The organism is Arenivirga flava, from assembly GCF_030161575.1.
GTDB lineage: Bacteria > Actinomycetota > Actinomycetes > Actinomycetales > Microbacteriaceae > Arenivirga > Arenivirga flava.
Map to the genome: position 1 here is coordinate 2593733 of NZ_BSUL01000001.1, position 16255 is coordinate 2609987.

Below are 16255 nucleotides of genomic sequence, written 5' to 3' on the forward strand. Positions count from 1 at the left end.
TAGGCTCCTGTCAACCCCCGCGCCGTCGACACGGAGGAGATGCGTATGGTCCTGGTGCTCGCCCTGTTCGGTGTGCTGGCACTGGTGACCCCCGCGATTTCGGCCAAGCTCGGCCCCAAGGTCTTCCCCCTCCTGGCACTGCTGCCGGCCGGCGTCTTCGCCTGGACGCTCGCGCAGGCGCCCCTCATCCGGTCCGGCGGCGAGCTGCGCGAGACGTACGCATGGCTGCCGGAGCTCGGCATCTCGCTCGCGTTCCAAATGGACCCGCTGGCCTGGGTGCTCGCCCTGCTGGTGACGGGTGTCGGCACCCTCGTGCTGCTCTACTGCACCTGGTACTTCACACCGGAGGAGCCGAACCTCGGGCGCTTCGCGGCCTTCCTGCTGCTGTTCGCGGGCGTGATGTGGGGGCTCGTGCTCGCGGACGACGTCATCGTCATGTTCGTGTTCTGGGAGATCACGAGCGTGCTCTCCTACCTGCTCATCGGGCACTACACCGAGAAGCGCTCGAGCCGTGGCGCCGCGCTGCAGGCGCTGCTGGTCACGACGCTGGGCGGACTCGCGATGCTGGTCGGCATCGTCATGCTCGCGGGCTTCGCCGGCACGACCTCGCTGCAGGGCATCGTCGAGTCCACCCCGCCCGGGGTCGGCACGTCGGTGGCGATCGGGCTCGTGCTCGCCGGCGCGGTGAGCAAGAGCGCCCTCGTGCCGTTCCACTTCTGGCTGCCGGCGGCGATGGCCGCCCCGACGCCGGTGAGCGCCTACCTGCACGCGGCCGCGATGGTGAAAGCCGGCGTGTATCTGGTGGCCCGGCTCGCGCCCGGCTTCGCCGAGGACCCGGTGTGGATCCCGATCGTCATCGGCCTCGGTCTGCTGACGATGCTCATGGGCGCGTACCGCTCGCTGCGGCAGCACGATCTCAAGCTGATCCTCGCCCACGGAACGGTCAGCCAGCTCGGCTTCATCATGGTCGTGGTGGGCTTCGGCACGGCCGACACGGCCGTCGCCGGCCTGGCGCTCCTCTTCGCTCACGCTCTGTACAAGGCGGCGCTGTTCCTCGTGGTGGGCATCATCGACCACTCCACGGGCACGCGCGACATCCGCGAGCTCTCCGGGCTCGGTCGCCGGCAGCCGGTGCTCGTGGCCATCGCCGCACTCGCCGCCGCCTCGATGGCCGGGGTGCCGCCGCTCGCCGGCTTCGTGGCCAAGGAGGCGGTGTTCACGACGCTGCTCGAGGCGGACACGCCGCGCGGCTGGGTGGCCCTCGTGGGCGTCGCGCTCGGCTCCATCCTCACCGTCGCCTACACGGCGCGCTTCCTGTGGGGGCGTTCCGCACGCGTGAGGGCGCCGACGACACTCCGCTGCACCGTCCGTCGCCGTGGTTCCTCGTCTCGCCCGCGGTGCTGGTCCTCGCGAGCCTCGCCTCGGGCATCGCGTCGGAGTCGCTGGATCCGGTGCTGGCCGAGCACGCCGAGGACATCGGCACACCCGACTACCACGTCGCGCTCTGGCACGGGCTCGAGCCGGCGCTCTTCATCTCCATCGGCGTCCTCGCTCTCGGCGGCCTGCTCTTCGTCGCCAAGAAGAAGGTCGCCAAGCTGCAGGCGGCCGCGCACGAGCTGCCGGGCCGACCGGATGCGGCACGCGCCTACTGGGCCACCACGCGCAGCATCGACCAGGGCTCGGCATGGATCGCCAAGCTCGGCCAGCGGGCCGGCCTGCCCGGCTACCTCGGCACCATCCTCGTCTGCGTCATCGTGCTCATCGGCGGCGCGCTGCTCTTCACCCGCAGCTGGCCCGAGGGCGTCGTGCTCTGGGACCACCCGGCGCAGATCGTCATCGCGGTGCTCATGGGCGTGGCCGCGGTCTCGGCGGCCCGCGCCGCGCACCGGATGACGGCGGTGCTGCTCGCCGGCGTGACCGGCTACGGCATGGTCGCCCTGTTCGCGATGCACGGCTCCCCGGACATCGCGCTCACCCAGGCGCTCGTCGAGACGCTCACGCTCGTGGTCTTCGTGCTGGTCTTCCGCCGGCTGCCCAAGAAGATCGCGCAGCGCAACAAGCCCTCGCACCGCACCGTGCGCCTCGTCATCGCCAGCCTCGTCGGCATCGTCATGGCGATCGTCGGCGTGGTCGTGCTGGGCGCCCGCAGCGACGACCCCGTCTCCCTCGCCATGCCCGAGCTGGCCTACGAGGAGGGGCACGGGCGCAACGTCGTCAACGTGCTGCTCGTCGACATCCGCGCCTGGGACACGATGCTCGAGATCAGCGTGCTCGTCGTCGTCGCCACCGGCATCGCCAGCCTGCTCTTCCTGGACAGCCGTGCGGGCTCCGCGCCGCGTCTGGCGGGCATCCGCGAGCGCCGCAGCTGGAGCTCGCGACGCAAGGTCGGCGCCGAGCCGAGCCGCGGCGACGGCGGCACCCAGCAGACATGGCTCGTGGCGGGCCGCACGCTGTCGGCCGAGAACCGCTCGATCATGGTCGAGGTGGTGGTGCGGCTGCTCTTCCACCCCGCCATCCTCGTCTCGATCTACCTGCTGCTCGCCGGTCACAACGACCCCGGCGGCGGCTTCGCGGGCGGCCTGCTCGCCGGCCTCGCGCTCGTCGCGCGCTACCTCGCCGGCGGTCGCTACGAGCTGGGCGAGGCGCTGCCCGTCGACGCCGGCAAGGTGCTCGGCGTCGGGCTGATCCTCGCCGTCGGCACGGCGCTCGTGCCGCTGCTGTTCGGCCAGGAGGCCCTCGAGTCCACCTACTGGGCGGCCGAGCTGCCCGTGCTGGGCTACGTGTCCTTCACGACCTCGATGATCTTCGACGTCGGCGTCTACCTGGTCGTCATCGGCCTGGTGCTCGACGTGCTGCGCAGCCTCGGCGGCGAGGTCGACCGGCACGCCGAGATCGCCGCCGACCGCGACCGCGAGACCCGCCCGACCGGGCTCGAGACCGACACCGAGAACCTGCCGACCGAGGAGGGCGCACGATGAACGCATCCCTCGTGCTCGTGCTGCTCATGGCCGTCATGTACGCCGCGGGCGTCTACGTGATGCTCGAGCGCAGCATCACCCGCATCGTCATCGGCTTCGTGCTGGTGGGCAACGCCACGAACATCCTGCTGCTGCTCATGACGGGGCGCCCCGGCGCGCCGGCCTTCTGGGACGACGGGGCGACCGCCGCCTCCGAGATGACGGACCCGCTGCCGCAGGCGCTCATCCTCACCGCCATCGTCATCAACATGGGCATCACCGCCTTCCTGCTCGCGCTGATCTACCGCGCCTGGTGGCTCGCCCGCACCGAGGCGAAGGATGCGCAGCCCGACGAGGGCGACGTCGTGGACGACGGCGACGACCTGCCCGAGCAGGTGGAGGACGCCGACCGGGTCTTCGAGGAGACCGGAGCGGACGCCGACGCCATCAAGGAGGAGCAGGACGAGGGCGAACGCGACGACACCGACGCCGAACCCGGCGCCAGAGCCGACGGACCAGCCGACATCGATCAGCGAGGAGTGCAGCGATGAGCGCCAACCTCGTGCCCCTCGTCGTCGGACTGCCGCTCCTCGGCGCGGCGCTGACGCTCGTGCTGGGCCGCAACACCCGCCTGCAGGTGCTCGTGAGCACCGTCGTGCTGACTGCGGTCGCCGTCATCGCCGCCATCCTGCTCGCCCGCGTGGGCGAGGAGGGCACCGCCGTCGTGCGCGTCGGCGGGTGGGAGAGCCCCATCGGCATCGTGCTGGTCGCCGACCGCCTCTCGGCGCTCATGGTGCTCGTCTCGGCCGTCGTGCTGCTCGGCGTGCTCGTCTTCGCCGTCGGCCAGGGCCTCGCCGACGAGCACCGCGACACCCCGGTGTCGATCTTCCACCCGACCTACATGATCCTGGCGACCGGCCTCTTCAACGCCTTCGTCGCCGGGGACCTCTTCAACATGTTCGTCGGCTTCGAGGTGCTGCTCGCGGCCAGCTACGTGCTGCTCACCCTCGGCGGCACCGGTGCGCGCATCCGGGCCGGCGTCACGTACATCATCGTCAGCCTGATCAGCTCGGTCTTCTTCCTCAGCGCCATCGCGCTCGTCTACGGCGCGACCGGCACCGTCACGATCGCGAACGTCGCGCAGCGGGTGGCCGAGCTGCCGGACGACGTGCAGCTGCTGCTGCACCTCATGCTGCTCATCGCCTTCGGCATCAAGGCCGCGGTGTTCCCGGTGTCGTTCTGGCTGCCCGACTCCTACCCGACCGCGCCCGCGCCGGTCACCGCGGTGTTCGCGGGCCTGCTCACCAAGGTCGGCGTCTACGCGATCATCCGCACCGAGACGGTCATGTTCCCGGGCGACGTGCTCGAGGACTTCCTCATGGTGCTCGCCACGCTCACGCTGCTGATCGGCATCGCCGGCGCGATCGCGCAGGCCGACATCAAGCGCCTGCTCTCCTTCACGCTGGTCAGCCACATCGGCTACATGATCTTCGGCATCGCCATCGGCACCGAGCAGGCGATGACGGCCACGATCTACTACGTCGTGCACCACATCACCGTGCAGACGACGCTGTTCCTGGTCGTCGGCCTGATCGAGCGGATGGGCGGGGCCACGTCGATCACGCGCCTCGCCGGTCTGCTCAAGGCCTTCCCGGTGCTCGCGGTGCTCTTCTTCATCCCCGCGTTGAACCTGGGCGGCATCCCGCCGTTCTCCGGCTTCCTCGGCAAGGTCGGCCTCTTCCAGGCCGGCGTCGAGCTGGGCACGCCGCTGAGCTACATCGCCATCGCGGCCGGCGCGGCCACCAGCCTGCTCACCCTGTACGCCCTGGTGCGCGTCTGGAACCTCGCGTTCTGGCGCTCGCGCGAGGAGATGGAGAGCGGCCACCAGTCGCGCCTCGTGTCGTCGCTGCAGGAGGACCCCGACTACTCGGGTGGCACGAGCACCCGCACCACGCCGCGCATCATGATCGCCACGACCGCCGCGATGGTGGTGCTGTCGGTGGCGCTGACGGTGGTCGCCGGACCGCTGCTCGAGATCTCCGCCGAGGCGGCCCGCAACGTCATCGATCCGAGCGCCTACATCGAGGCCGTGATGGGAGGTGCGCGATGAGCGAGGACCGGCACCCGACGCCCGAGGGCGCCGACGCCCAAGCCGCCGCGGCGCCGCAGTCCGCCGGCAAGGGCGGTGCGAAGCGGGCCAGCCTCTGGCGGCAGCTGCCGCTGCTGCTCGTCCTGGTGGTCGTCTGGGTGCTGCTCTGGGACACGATCGGCTGGCTCAGCCTGCTCGGCGGCGTGCTGCTGGCGATCTTCGTGGTGAGGGTCTTCCACCTGCCCGCGGTCGAGCTCGGCGGGCGGGTCAACCTGCCGCGGCTCGTCTGGTTCCTGCTGCGCCAGGCCGGTCAGATGTTCGGCGCCTCGCTCCAGGTGGCCTGGCAGGCCGTCGACCTGCGCTCGAACCCGCGCAACGCGATCATCGCGGTGCCGCTGCACACGACCAGCGACCTCATCCTCACCTGGACGGGCCAGGCCGTCTCGCTCATCCCGGGCTCGATCATCGTCGAGGCCGACCGCGAGGAGGGCAAGCTCTACCTGCACACGCTCAACACGTCCGACCCCGACGACCTCGACCGGGTGCGCCGGGGCGTGCTGGCCACCGAGGAGGCGATCGTGCTCGCGCTCGGCTCGCCCGAGGAGGTGCGCATCGTGCGCGAGGAGCGCGCGGCGCGCAAGGCGGCGAAGGGAGCGAAGCGATGACCGTCGTCATCCTCATCGCCGGGGTGCTGCTCAGCATCGCCGCGGCCTGCGCCGTCTGGCGCATCATCAAGGGGCCGACCGTGCTCGACCGCGTCGTCGCCACGGACATGCTGCTCGGCACGCTCATGTGCGCCCTCGGCGTCGAGATGGTCGTCAACCAGCACACCGAGACGCTGCCGGTGCTCATCGTGCTCGTGCTCTTCAGCCTGCTCGGCTCGGTCAGCGTCTCGCGCTTCATCGCGACCAGCGGGGGCAAGGGGATCGCGGATGACCACGATCGACAACGCGCGCGATGTGATCTCGATCGCCCTCATCCTGCTCGGCGGCCTGCTGGCGGTCGCGGCCGGCGTGGGCATCGTCCGCTTCCCGGACGTGCTGTCGCGCATGCACGCGGCCACGAAGCCGCAGAACCTCGGCCTGTTCTCCATCCTCATCGCGGTCGGTCTGCAGTACCCCACGCCCGCGGTCATCACGACGCTCGTGCTCATCATCGGCTTCCAGGTGCTCACCTCGCCGGTGGCCGCCCACATGGTCGGCCGCGCCGCGTACCGCGCCAAGGCGTTCCCGAAGGACCAGCTCATCGTCGACGAGCTGGCCGAGCGGATCGAGCGGATCGAGGCCGCGGAGCGGGCGTCCGCGGGTGGGACGGCGGACGAGGATGCGGACGAGGACGCCGACGATCCGAGCGCGCTCCGCGCTGCGGACGACGCCGATCGCACGCAGTGACGCGGACGGCCGGCGGCGCGCATCCGCTCGACCCCCTGCCCGCCCGATCGTCACTGGTGCCGTGTAGCATCACCTCATCGCGACTGGCGTTCAGATGGGCAACCATCGGGGAGCGATGAACTCGGCAGGGACCGCACGCCTGGGCCCCCGTCGGAACCACGACCCTGCTCGTCCCGAGCGGAGCGTGCCCCGACGAACCGCGTTCCACCCCCGAAGGAGACACCGTGACCCAGCCCACGTCGTTCACCGCCCCGCTCAGCGAGGTCGACCCCGAGATCGCCGCCGTGCTGCAGGGCGAGCTCGAGCGCCAGCAGAGCTACCTCGAGATGATCGCGAGCGAGAACTTCGTGCCGCGCTCCGTGCTCGAGAGCCAGGGCTCGGTGCTGACCAACAAGTACGCCGAGGGCTACCCGGGCCGTCGCTACTACGGCGGCTGCGAGGTCGTCGACGTGGCCGAGAGCCTGGCCATCGAGCGCGCGAAGAGCCTGTTCGGCGCCGAGTTCGCCAACGTGCAGCCGCACTCCGGTGCGAGCGCCAACGCGGCCGTGCTGCACGCGATCGCCCGCCCCGGCGACACGCTGCTCGGCCTCTCGCTCGACCACGGCGGCCACCTCACGCACGGCATGAAGATCAACTTCTCCGGCCGGCTCTACGACATCGCCGCCTACGGCGTCGACCCCGAGACCTCGGTCATCGACATGGACGAGGTGCGCCGCCTCGCCATCGAGCATCAGCCGAAGGTGATCATCGCCGGCTGGTCGGCCTACCCGCGCCAGCTCGACTTCGCGGCCTTCCGCGCCATCGCCGACGAGGTCGGCGCGCTGCTCTGGGTCGACATGGCCCACTTCGCCGGCCTCGTCGCCGCGGGCGTGCACCCGAGCCCGGTGCCGCACGCGCACGTCGTCTCCTCGACCGTGCACAAGACCATCGGCGGCCCGCGCTCGGGCATCATCCTCACCAACGACGCCGACCTGGCGAAGAAGATCAACACCGCGGTGTTCCCGGGCCAGCAGGGCGGCCCGCTCATGCACGTGATCGCCGCCAAGGCGACCGCGTTCAAGATCGCCGCCAGCCCCGAGTTCAAGGAGCGCCAGGAGCGCACCCTGCGCGGCGCCGCGATCCTCGCCGAGCGGCTCCTGCAGCAGGACGTCGCCGACGCGAAGATCACCGTGCGCTCCGGCGGCACCGACGTGCACCTCGTGCTCGTCGACCTGCGCGACTCCGAGCTCACGGGCCAGGACGCCGAGAACGTGCTGCACGAGGTCGGCATCACCGTGAACAAGAACTCGGTGCCGAACGACCCGCGCCCCCCGATGGTCACCTCGGGCCTGCGCATCGGCACCCCGGCGCTCGCGACCCGCGGCTTCGGCGACGCCGAGTTCACCGAGGTCGCCGACATCATCGCGCTCGCCCTGCAGCCCGGTGCCGACCTGCCGGCGCTGCGCGCCCGCGTCGCGGTCCTCGCCGACGCGTTCCCGCTCTACGCGGGCCTGAACCCGTCCGGCCACGCCGCCTGATGGCCGCGGAGATCCTCGACGGCACCGCCACGGCGAAGGCGATCAAGGCCGAGCTGACGGTGCGCGTGGCCGAGCTGCGCGAGCGCGGCATCGTGCCGGGGCTCGGCACCGTGCTCGTCGGCTCCGACCCGGGCTCGCAGTGGTACGTGGCCGGCAAGCACAAGGACTGCGCCGAGGTGGGCATCGAGTCCATCCGCCGCGACCTGCCGGAGGACGTGACCCAGGACGAGCTCTTCGCCGTCATCGACGAGCTCAACGCCGACCCGGCCTGCACCGGCTACATCGTGCAGCTGCCGCTGCCGAAGCACATCGACACGGATGCGGTGCTCGAGCGCATCGACCCGGCCAAGGACGCGGACGGCCTGCACCCGACCAACCTCGGGCGCCTGGTGCTGCGCGTCGACCAGCCCATCGACACCCCCTGCCGTGCACCCCGCGCGGCGTGATCGAGCTCGTCGAGCGGCACGGCATCTCGTGGAAGGGCAAGGACGTCGTCGTCGTCGGCCGCGGCGTCACCGTCGGCCGCGCCATCGGCTCGCTGCTCACCCGCCGCGAGTTCAACGCCACGGTCACACTCACCCACACGGGCACGGTCGACCTCGACGCGCACCTGCGCCGCGCCGACGTGATCGTGGCGGCCGCGGGCGTGCCCTCGCTGGTGACCCCCGAGAACGTCAAGCCGGGCGCCGTCGTGCTCGACGTGGGCGTGAGCCGCGTGACCGACCCGGAGAGCGGCAGGTCGCGCATCGCCGGCGACGTCGACCCCGCGGTCGCCGAGGTCGCGAGCTGGATCTCGCCGAACCCCGGCGGCGTGGGCCCGATGACCCGCGCGCTGCTGCTCAAGAACGTCGTGGACACGGCCTCGCGCACGGCCTGAGCTGCGGGCGAGGGGAGCCGCATGATCCGCCGCATCGCGATCGAGCAGTACCGATCCATCCGCTCGATGGTGCTCGACCTCGATCCGCTCACCGTCGTCACCGGGCCGAACGGCTCGGGCAAGACCAACCTCTACCGGGCGCTCAGGCTGCTGGCGCACACCGCCGACAACCGCGCCGGCGCCGCCCTCGCGGCCGAGGGCGGTCTCGCCTCGGTGCTGTGGGCGGGCAGGCGCAGCCGCGCGGACCCCGTCGCCCTCAAGCTCGGCTTCAGCGACGACGACTTCTCCTACGCGGTCGACTTCGGGCTGCACGCGAACGGCATGGGGCCGTTCCTCACCGACCCCGTGGTGAAGGCCGAGGCGGTCTGGGCGGGGGAGTCGCTGCGCCCGGCCACGGCGCTGGTGCGCCGCCGCGGCGTCTTCGCCGAGGTGCGGGGTGACGACGGATGGGAGGCGGTCGCCGCGCCGCTGCAGCAGAACGACTCGATTCTGGCCCAGCTGGCCGACCCGCGCCTCAGCCCGGAGATCGTGCTGCTGCGCGAGCAGATCCGCGCGTGGCGCTTCCACGAGACGTTCCGCACCGACCCGGATGCGCCCTCCCGCCGCCCGCACGCCGGCACGTTCTCCCCGGTGCTTGCCGACGACGGCGGCAACCTGCCGAGCGTGCTCGCGACGATCCGGCACCAGGGCCTCGGCCACGAGCTCGACGCGGCGATCGACGAGGCGTTCCCGGGGTCGCGCCTCGAGGTGGGCACCGAGCCGGGCCGGTTCACGGCGGGCCTCGTCCAGGGCGCGCTGGAGCGCCCGCTGCTCGCCCACGAGCTCAGCGACGGCACCCTGCGCTACCTGCTGCTGGCCGCCGCGCTGCTCTCACCCCGACCGCCGCGGCTGCTCGTGCTCAACGAGCCCGAGGCGGCGCTGCACGTCGACCTGGTGCCGGCGCTCGCGTCGCTGATCCGGCGCGCCGGCGAGCGCACCCAGGTGCTCGTGATCACGCACAGCGCCGATCTCGCCCGGCGTCTCGGGGAGCACGGTCGGCGCGTCGAGCTCAGCGGCGTGGGCGACACCGCGATCGAGGGGTTGCTGCCGCTGGAGCATCCGCCCTGGACCTGGCCGCAGCGCTGACGCATCCGCCGTTCACGGACGGATGTGGGTCTTCGCCCGTTTCGATTTGCTTGTGTTGACTTCGGTCCGATCCGGTGGCAGCATGATGCCGTCGTCGAGGAGGACCCATGCACGCAACGGAGCGCCAGCGCCGCACCACCGCGAGCCCTGACCGGGCTCGCCGGGAGGCGCGGTCCGCATGATCGCCACCCTCACCCTCAACCCGTCGATCGACCGCGAGCTCGCCGTCCAGGGCGAGCTGGAGCGCGGCGGCGTGCGCGGGTACCGCCGGCTCGGCGACCAGGCCGGCGGCAAGGGCGTCAACGTCGCCCGCGCGGTCGGCGGTGCGGGGCTCGACGCCGTCGCCATCCTGCCCGCCCCGCCGCACGACCCCTTCCTGCAGCTGCTCGAGGGCGCGTCGATGCGGGTGCACGCGGTGCCCTCATCCGCTCCCGTGCGCATCAACCTCACGCTCACCGAGCGCGACGGCACCACCACCAAGCTCAACGCGGCGGGGGAGCGCCTCGACCTCGCCGTCGAGCAGGCGCTCGTCGACGCGCTGCTCCGCGAGGACGACGCGTCGTGGATCGTGCTCGCGGGCTCCCTGCCCGCCGGCAGCGACCCGGCGCTCTACGCCCGGATCGTCGCCCGCCTGCGGGCGGCTGCACCCGGCGCGCGAATCGCCGTCGACACGGCCGGCGAGCCGCTCGCCGCGATCGTGCTCGGCGGGTCGCGGGTCGACCTCATCAAGCCCAACGCCCACGAACTCGCCGAGCTGCTGGGCGACGCCCGCGAGGGCGACGCGCTCGAGAACGACCCCGACGCCGCGGCCGGGGCCGCGCGTCAGCTGCTCGACGACCACGACGGCCTCGGCGCCGTGCTGCTGACCCTCGGCGGCGGCGGCGCGGTGCTCGCGACCCGCGACGGCAGCTGGCGCGGATCGCATCCGCCCGTCGCCGTGCGCTCCACCGTCGGGGCGGGCGACAGCGCCCTCTCCGGCTACCTCATCGCCGCCGAGCGCGGCCTGCCCGAGCGCGAGCGCCTCGCCTGGGCGGTCGCCTACGGCGCGGCGGCGGTCACGCTGCCCGGCTCCGAGATCCCCACCATCGACCGCGTGACCCCCGCGCGCGTCACCACCTCCACGCTCGCGGTGCCCGCCGTCGAGCCGTCCGAAGGGTAAGGCCCATGTCCGCCATCATCACCCCCGCCCTGGTCGTCGTCGACGCCGACCTCGGCGGCGACCGCCAGTCGGTCATCCGCGCCCTCGCCGACCGCGTCGTGGCGGCCGGCCGGGCGACCGAGACCGAGTCGCTCTTCGCCGACGCCTGGAAGCGCGAGCAGCTCACCGACACCGGCGTGCCCGGCGGCCTCGCGATCCCGCACTGCCGCTCCGAGTCGGTGAGCGAGCCGACGCTGGCGTTCGCCCGGCTCTCGAACCCGGTCGACTTCGGCAGCGCCGACGGCCCCGCCGACCTCGTCTTCCTCATCGCCGCGCCCGCCGGCGCCGACCAGGCGCACCTCGCGCTGCTCTCCAGCCTCGCCCGCTCGCTCGTCGACCCCGACTACGTGGCGCGCCTGCGCTCGGCCGGCACCCCCGAGGCCGTCGTGGAGCTCGTCGACGAGGCGCTCGCGCCGGAGGAGGCGGAGACGGCGCCCGCCGCGCCCGCGCCCGCATCCGGCCGTCGCGTCATCGTGGGCGTCACCGCCTGCCCGACCGGCATCGCGCACACCTACATGGCGGCGGATGCGCTGGTCGCCGCGGGCGAGCGCGCCGGCGTGGACGTGCACATCGAGACGCAGGGCTCCTCGGGCACGAAGCCGCTCGACCCCGCGCTCATCGCGGCGGCCGACGCCGTCGTCTTCGCGGTCGACGTCGACGTGCGCGACCGAGCCCGCTTCGCCGGCAAGCCGGTCGTGCAGGCGCCCGTCAAGCGCGGCGTCGACGACCCGGACGGCCTCATCCGCCAGGCGCTCGAGGCGTCCACCGACCCGGCGGCGACGCGCGTGGCCGGATCGGCCGAGGCGTCCGCATCCGCTCCCGCCGCCAAGGAGAGCGCCGGCGCGGCGGTCAAGCGCTGGCTGCTCACGGGCGTCAGCTACATGATCCCGTTCGTCGCCGGCGGCGGTCTGCTCATCGCGCTCGGCTTCCTGCTCGCGGGCTTCACCGTCACCGACGACAACCTCGACATCGTGCTCGGCTACTCGCTCTGGAACCTGCCGCCGGACGGGCTCGGCGACTACCTCGGCGCCGTCGCCTTCACCATCGGCGGGGCCTCGATGGGCTTCCTCGTCTCCGCCCTGGCCGGGTACATCGCCTACGCGATGGCCGACCGCCCGGGCATCGCCCCCGGCTTCGTCGCCGGCGCGATCGCCGCGACCATGGGTGCGGGCTTCCTCGGCGGCATCGTCGGCGGTCTGCTCGCCGGTGCGACGGCGTGGGCGCTAGGACGCCTGAACGTCGCCCGCTTCCTGCGCGGCCTCATGCCGGTCGTCATCATCCCGCTCCTCGGCTCGATCGTCGCCTCCGGCCTGCTGCTGCTCGTGCTCGGCGGCCCGATCGCCGGTCTCACGACGCTGCTCAACGACTTCCTGTCGGGCCTCAGCGGCACCGGCGCGGTCCTGCTCGGCCTCATCCTCGGCACCATGATGGCGTTCGACCTCGGCGGCCCCGTCAACAAGGTCGCCTACTCCTTCGCCGTCGCCGGCCTCGGCGCGGGCTCGCTCGAGAACCAGGCGCCGTGGATCATCATGGCCGCGGTCATGGGCGCCGGCATGGTGCCGCCGCTCGCGATGGCCCTCGCCTCGCTCGTCGCGCCGCGCCTGTTCACCCCGGTCGAGCGCGAGAACGGCAAGGCGGCCTGGCTGCTCGGCGCCGCGTTCATCTCCGAGGGCGCGATCCCGTTCGCGGTCGCCGACGTGTTCCGCGTCATCCCGGCCTCGATCGTCGGCTCGGCCGTCACCGGCGCCATGCTCATGGGCTTCGGCGTCACGTCGCAGGCCCCGCACGGCGGCATCTTCGTGTTCTTCGCGATGAACAACTTCCCGCTGTTCGCCCTCTCGGTCGTCGTCGGCGCCGTCATCACGGCGGGCCTCGTGATCGTGCTCAAGGCGTTCGTGCGCCGCAGCGCCCCCGTCGCGGCCGCCCAGCCGGAGGCCGTGGCCGTCTGACCTCGGGGCGCCGGCGCCCCGCGGCTCCGCTCCCGCAGCGGATGCGCGCCCCCGTCGAACCGATCGCAGCGGATACTCCGATCGGCTCGGCGGGGGCGTTCGCGTGCCGGGCTCGTCCGGGCTCGTCCGGGCTCGTCCGGGTGCGGGGATGCCGGTCCGCTCGCACCGGTGGTCGCGTCCGCCACGCCGCGCATCCGCACCCCTGCTTCCCTGATCCCGAATGACGGAGTCCAGCGGGCGCACGACCGTGCATCCGCCGTCCCTGGACTCCGCCGCCACTGCATCTCCGTCATCCGGGACAGGGACCGACGCGGCGCACCCGCGGAGCGACGGGCTGGTGGGAGGGACGAGCGGATGCGGCGCTGCAGCGTGCGGCGGAACCGCAGCTGTCCCCTCGAGGTCGGGGCATGCGTGCGCGTTGCCGGTCGTCCCGCCGCGGTGCCAGCACATGCTGCTCCTGTGGTACCGGAGAGCGGAACATGCCCCGTCGACCGGCACGGGCGTTCCGAGGCGAGCACCTCGAGCCCCTGACGCCGCAGCGGTGCGAGTCGTGGCGGCTGCGCCCCACACGCACCCGCCACGTCTCGCACCGCTGCGACCGCCCGACCGGGCCGAGCCCGATCGAGCAGAGCCCGATCGAGCAGAGCCCGATCGAGCAGAGCCCGCCCGAGCTTCGAGCGTCCCGGGCGCCGAGCCTCTGGCCGCTCGGCGCCGGGAAGCGTTCAGGACTCCCGGCGCGCCCCCGCATCCGCTCGCACCGCGAAGCAGTTGGGGGCCTCGAAGCCGTCGCGCGCGAAGGCCTTGGTCACCGCGTCGATGACGGTCGCGACCTGCTCCCTCGGCACCAGCGCGATCGCCGCCCCGCCGAAGCCGCCGCCGGTCATGCGGGCGCCGATCGCTCCCGTGGCTCGGGCCATCTCGACCGCGAGGTCGAGCTCGGGCACCGAGATCTCGAAGTCGTCGCGCATCGACACGTGCGAGGCGTCGAGCAGCGGGCCGATCGCCCGCGGGCCGCGCTCGCGCAGCGCCGCGACGGTCTGCAGCACGCGCTCGTTCTCGGTGACGATGTGGCGCACACGGCGGAAGGTCACGTCGTCGAGCACCTGCTGGGCGCGCGGCAGGTCGTCGACGCTCAGGTCGCGCAGCGAGCCGACGCCCATGAGGCGCGCGCCGAGCTCGCAGCTGGCGCGGCGCTCGCCGTAGCCGCCGGTGGCGTGCGAGTGCTTGACGCGGGTGTCGATGACGAGCACCTCGAGGCCGGCCGCCTCCAGGCCGAGCGGCACGACCTCCGACTCCTGGGTGCGGCAGTCGAGGAACACCGCCGCGTCGCGCTCGCCGAGCAGCGAAGCGGACTGGTCCATGATGCCGGTCGGCGCTCCGACGGCCTCGTTCTCGGCCTTCTGTCCGAGCAGCACGAGCTCGGGCTTCGAGAGGCCGAGGTCCCAGAGCTCGTCGAGCGCGGTCGACACCGAGCACTCGACGGCGGCCGACGACGAGAGGCCGGCGCCGACGGGCACGTCCGAGTCGAGGAAGATGCGCGCGCCGCTGCGGGCACCGAGCGCCCAGGCCACGCCGAAGGGGTACGCGGACCAGCCGGGCAGCGGCACCTCGATGCCCTCCGCGGCCGACGACTGCACGCCCGGCTCGGCGGTCGTGCCGGCCTGCAGCTGCCCGTCGTCGGTGAGCGCGACGGCGGCCACGGTGCGGCGGTCGATCGCGAAGGGCAGCACGAATCCCTCGTTGTAGTCGGTGTGCTCGCCGATGAGGTTGACGCGGCCGGGCGCGGACCACACGCCGTCGGGCTCGCGGTCGAAGGCCTCGCGGAAGCCGGCGACGGCGCGGGCGGTGATCTCGGTCATGCGGTTCTCCAAGCGGGACGAGCGGATGCGGTCGGCTGGCGCCGCGCGGGACGAGCGGATGCGGGGCGCCGGGGCCCCGGCCGACGAGCGGATGCGGTCGGCTGACGCAGCGCGGGACGAGCGGATGCGGTCGGCTGACGCAGCGCGCGTGCGCACGCCGCGCGCGGCGCAGCACGGCCGGCCGCCCGCATCCGCATCACAGCACCTCCCGCAGCCGCGCCGCGGTCTGCTCGGGCACGAGGTCGCCGACCCAGGCGCCCATGGCGGCCTCCGACCCGGCGAGGAACTTGAGCTTGTGCTCGGCGCGCCGCGGCGACGTGATCTCGAGGTGCAGCCGCACGGTGCCGCGGTGCGCGACGGGCGCCTGGTGCCAGGCGGCGATGTACGGCGTGGGGTCCGGGTAGAGCGCGTCGATGCCGCGCAGCAGCCGCGGATAGAACTCCGCCAGCTCGTCGCGCTCGGCGTCGTCGAGGCCGGCGAGGTCGGGGACGTGGCGGTGCGGCAGCAGGTGCACCTCGAGGGCCAGCGCGCCGCGAACGGCACGAAGGCGGTGAAGTGCTCGCCGCGGATCAGCACGCGGTCGGAGGCCTGCTCCCGCTCGAGCAGCTGCTGGAACAGATCGGGGCCGACGCGCTCGATCGAGCGCAGCAGCTGCTGGGTGCGCGGGGTCACGTACGGGTACGCGTAGATCTGCCCGTGCGGGTGGTGCAGCGTGACGCCGATCGCCTCGCCGCGGTTCTCGAACGGGAACACCTGGGCCACGCCGGGCAGCGCGCTGAGCGCCTCGGTGCGGTGGGCCCAGGCTTCGATGATGGTGCGGATGCGCGTCGTCGGCAGGCTCGCGACGCTGCCGTCGTGCGCGGGCGAGAAGCAGACGACCTCGCAGCGGCCGACGGACTCCAGCGAGCGCTCGAATCCGATCTCCTCGACGCCCTCGACGCCGTGGTGCGCGGGGCCGAAGGAGGGCGAGCGGTTCTCGAAGACGACGACGTCGTAGTCGTCGGGCACCTCGCTGGGGTTGCTGGCGGTCTGCGGAGCGAGCGGGTCGAGCTCGGCCGGCGGCAGGTGGGCGCGGTTCGAGCGCGCGGCTGCGACGGTGATCCACTCGCCGGTGAGCACGTCCTGGCGCATGTGGGCGGTCGCGGGGCGCGGGTCGAGCTCGCGCGCATCGGCCGCGCGGTCGACCGGGCGCTCGCTGCCGGCGTCGTCGAAGTAGATGATGTCGCGCCCGTCGGCGAGCCTGTCGGCGATGATGCGGATGCCCGCAGCAGTGGTGGTCACCCGCGCAGCATA

General features: G+C 72.9%; 11 protein-coding genes, 3 pseudogenes and 1 riboswitch. Of the genes and pseudogenes, 12 read left to right on the forward strand and 2 right to left on the reverse strand.

What is annotated here, in order from left to right; genetic code table 11:
* The first annotated feature begins 45 nt into the window (after positions 1–45).
* The 12 genes and pseudogenes from QQK26_RS16260 to QQK26_RS12580 all read left to right on the forward strand — a co-directional run bounded on the left by QQK26_RS16260 (position 46) and on the right by QQK26_RS12580 (position 13103).
* Positions 46–1893: a proton-conducting transporter transmembrane domain-containing protein gene (locus QQK26_RS16260; RefSeq protein ID WP_348520017.1), complete on the forward strand. Its 1848-nt coding sequence runs from the start codon at positions 46–48 to the stop codon at positions 1891–1893.
* A complete protein-coding gene (mbhE, locus tag QQK26_RS16265) occupies positions 1890–2978 on the forward strand; it encodes a hydrogen gas-evolving membrane-bound hydrogenase subunit E (RefSeq protein ID WP_348520053.1) in 1089 nt (362 codons plus the stop codon). Before QQK26_RS16260 ends, mbhE begins: the two co-directional genes overlap by 4 nt.
* The gene (locus QQK26_RS12535; RefSeq protein ID WP_284233250.1) at positions 2975–3508 is read left to right on the forward strand and encodes a sodium:proton antiporter; all 534 of its coding nucleotides are present in this window, start codon (positions 2975–2977) and stop codon (positions 3506–3508) included. Before mbhE ends, QQK26_RS12535 begins: the two co-directional genes overlap by 4 nt.
* Positions 3505–5067 carry a Na+/H+ antiporter subunit D gene (locus tag QQK26_RS12540; protein ID WP_284233252.1) on the forward strand — a complete coding sequence of 521 codons (1563 nt, stop codon included), beginning with the start codon at positions 3505–3507 and terminating at the stop codon, positions 5065–5067. The genes QQK26_RS12535 and QQK26_RS12540 overlap by 4 nt, the downstream gene beginning before the upstream one ends.
* On the forward strand, positions 5064–5711 hold the full coding sequence (locus tag QQK26_RS12545; protein ID WP_284233254.1) for a Na+/H+ antiporter subunit E: 648 nt from the start codon (positions 5064–5066) through the stop codon (positions 5709–5711). The genes QQK26_RS12540 and QQK26_RS12545 overlap by 4 nt, the downstream gene beginning before the upstream one ends.
* Positions 5708–5938 (forward strand): annotated as a pseudogene (locus QQK26_RS12550) (MrpF/PhaF family protein); the annotation flags it as partial. The gene QQK26_RS12545 and the pseudogene QQK26_RS12550, both read left to right, overlap by 4 nt.
* Positions 5939–5978: 40 nt before the next feature.
* Positions 5979–6437, forward strand: a complete 459-nt coding sequence (gene mnhG / locus QQK26_RS12555; RefSeq protein WP_284233256.1) for a monovalent cation/H(+) antiporter subunit G — start codon at positions 5979–5981, stop codon at positions 6435–6437.
* A gap of 69 nt (positions 6438–6506) precedes the next feature.
* Positions 6507–6589, forward strand: a riboswitch (ZMP/ZTP riboswitch).
* 72 nt (positions 6590–6661) lie between these two features.
* On the forward strand, positions 6662–7954 hold the full coding sequence (gene glyA, locus QQK26_RS12560; RefSeq protein ID WP_284233258.1) for a serine hydroxymethyltransferase: 1293 nt from the start codon (positions 6662–6664) through the stop codon (positions 7952–7954).
* Positions 7954–8831 (forward strand): annotated as a pseudogene (locus QQK26_RS12565) (bifunctional methylenetetrahydrofolate dehydrogenase/methenyltetrahydrofolate cyclohydrolase). The gene glyA and the pseudogene QQK26_RS12565 overlap by 1 nt, the downstream one beginning before the upstream one ends.
* A 21-nt stretch (positions 8832–8852) precedes the next feature.
* A complete protein-coding gene (locus QQK26_RS12570) occupies positions 8853–9956 on the forward strand; it encodes an AAA family ATPase (RefSeq protein WP_284233260.1) in 1104 nt (367 codons plus the stop codon).
* Positions 9957–10134: 178 nt separating this feature from the next.
* Entirely contained in the window at positions 10135–11115 is a 981-nt protein-coding gene (locus QQK26_RS12575) for a 1-phosphofructokinase family hexose kinase (protein ID WP_284233262.1), read from the forward strand.
* 5 nt (positions 11116–11120) lie between these two features.
* The gene (locus QQK26_RS12580) at positions 11121–13103 is read left to right on the forward strand and encodes a PTS fructose transporter subunit IIABC (protein WP_284233265.1); all 1983 of its coding nucleotides are present in this window, start codon (positions 11121–11123) and stop codon (positions 13101–13103) included.
* Positions 13104–13825: 722 nt separating this feature from the next.
* On the opposite strand, the gene galK is transcribed toward QQK26_RS12580, so the two are convergent.
* The gene (galK, locus tag QQK26_RS12585) at positions 13826–14962 is read right to left on the reverse strand and encodes a galactokinase (RefSeq protein ID WP_284233267.1); all 1137 of its coding nucleotides are present in this window, start codon (positions 14960–14962) and stop codon (positions 13826–13828) included.
* Between the two features lie 196 nt (positions 14963–15158).
* A pseudogene (galT, locus tag QQK26_RS12590) lies at positions 15159–16243 on the reverse strand (galactose-1-phosphate uridylyltransferase).
* Positions 16244–16255 lie beyond the last annotated feature (12 nt).